We start from the raw sequence: 2121 nt of genomic DNA, 5'->3' as shown, positions 1-2121 counted from the left end.
GGATTATTGGAGGAATAAAGCGTGCCAACAGTTGGATTAAACACAACGAGTACAAATCATATTCCATTGCAGGCAGGAGCGGAAAAAAGTAATGCACCTGTTAATGGTGTACAATCGCCAGTTCAACAAACAAACGGAGTATCAGAAAGTGCTCAAAAAACTCCTGGTGTAATGGGGAAAGACGATTTTCTAAAATTATTTTTATCGAGTTTCCAGCACCAAGATCCGTTCAATGCGATGGATATGAATCAAATGATGAATCAGACAGCGCAGTTATCTCTTATGGAACAAGTGCAGAATATGACAAAAGCAGTTGACTCTTTAAGAACGACGATGTATTCGACAGCGCTTGATGGTGGAATGAAATTTTTAGGGAAATACGTGAGAGGTATTGACGGTGAAGGGAACAAAGTAACTGGTCAAGTAGAGACAGTTCGCCTTGCAGAAAATAACGATGTACAGCTCGTTATTAATAATAAAGTAGTATCTCTTCGTTTCGTTGAAAGAGTGTCTGATAAACCGATTGGAGAAACGAATCCAGAAGACGCAAAGAAAGACGATCAAAAAGTAACTGAAGAAGTAAAAACTACAAATTCATAAGGAGTGTACATACGTTATGATTAAAGCGTTATATACAAGTATTACAGGAATGAACGCAACACAAAATGCATTAAGTGTAACTTCAAATAATATTGCCAATGCACAAACAGTTGGTTACAAAAAACAAAAAGCAATGTTTGATGATTTACTGTACAACAATTCAATTGGTTCAAAAGGTGACGATAGATACGCAGGGACGAATCCGAAAAGTATTGGTAACGGTGTGAAAATGAGCGGAACAGTTACAGACTATAGCGATGGTACAATTACGTTAACAGGTGGCAAAACACAAGCTGCGATGGAAGGTAATGGTTTCTTCGTAGTTGGTGATTCAAAAGGCGGCAACATGGAATTTACGCGTAAAGGTACGTTCGGGATATCTTCAGAGTATTATATTACGAACACAGAAGGGCAATATGTGTTCGCTTATCCAGCAGATCCAGCAACTGGTAATGTTAATTTATCTGGTATTCCAGGACCGTTGCAAATTCCGATGGGATCAGCAATCGGTGGCATTCGGACGTCAAAAGGCGTAATTGGAGGGAATATTCCAGCGGATGCAAAACAAATTACACAAGATTTACCTGTATATGATAATGCAGGGAATACATGGACAATGCGTGTAGAATTTAAACAAACGAGCGAACATAATTATACATATAAAGTACAGATGCGTAATGATTCGAAAAAAGAAACAGAGTTTCAGGATGTTCAAGGTGCAGGTGGTAATATGACATTTGATGCAGTAGGAAATCCAAATCAGCAAAATCCTGGAGCAGCTATTCCGTTTAATGGTGGAACAGTAAATTTAGATTTTAGTAAATTAACAAACCATCCGACAGATAAAACATTATCAGTAACAAACGTAGATGGTAGAGCAGCGGCGACTGTTAAAGATTGCTTTATTGCTGACGGTGGATATGTGATGGTAAAATATTCTGATGGAAGTATGAAATCTGCTGGTCAATTAGCTGTTGCGATGTTCCCGAATGAAGGTGGTTTGATGAAAACTGGAAATGGTAACTATACAGCGACGAATACAACTGGTATTTTAGCGTTAGGTGCATCTGGCCAAAACGGTGCAGGAAAAATACGTGGTGGTGCACAAGAAGGTGCAAACGTAGATTTATCTGTAGAATTCGTTGATTTAATGTTATACCAACGCGGATTCCAAGGAAATGCGAAAGTAATCAAAATTTCAGATGAAGTATTAAATGAAGTTGTGAACTTAATTCGATAATAAATCGTAAAGAAAAATTGTAACGTAGTAGAAAGGGTTTTATATTCGTATGACAAGACAAGAGCGAATTTTACAATTGCCTTTTTTCGAAAATAAACGTGAGCTTGCTGAGCAAGTGTTAAAAATAGAACGAGAAGAGCATGTATATTTACCAGATCAATTTGAAATCAAACAAGTGCCTCCATATTCGTTTGGTGAAAAACAAGCAATCATTGGCCGTATACACGAGTTTTACTTCGTAAGTATTGGTAGTAGTGGTGTTTGGAAGTATCAACTGACTG

Annotated in this window: 3 protein-coding genes; all 3 read left to right on the top strand. The window is 37.7% G+C overall.

What is annotated here, in order from left to right; genetic code table 11:
* Nucleotides 1–21 precede the first annotated feature (21 nt).
* Nucleotides 22–600, top strand: coding sequence for a flagellar hook assembly protein FlgD (locus AC1DJR_RS27635; protein ID WP_429686694.1), 579 nt, complete (start codon nucleotides 22–24; stop codon nucleotides 598–600).
* A gap of 16 nt (nucleotides 601–616) precedes the next feature.
* Nucleotides 617–1840, top strand: coding sequence for a flagellar hook protein FlgE (locus tag AC1DJR_RS27630; protein ID WP_088031640.1), 1224 nt, complete (start codon nucleotides 617–619; stop codon nucleotides 1838–1840).
* 49 nt (nucleotides 1841–1889) lie between these two features.
* Nucleotides 1890–2121, top strand: a 232-nt coding sequence (locus tag AC1DJR_RS27625; RefSeq protein WP_477004006.1) for a DUF3964 family protein, incomplete at its 3' end; no start/stop codon positions are given.

It is taken from the genome of Bacillus sp. 05T31, assembly GCF_056396725.1.
The sequence above is the reverse complement of the archived record's forward strand: the minus strand, read 5'-3'. Positions and strand labels throughout refer to the sequence as shown.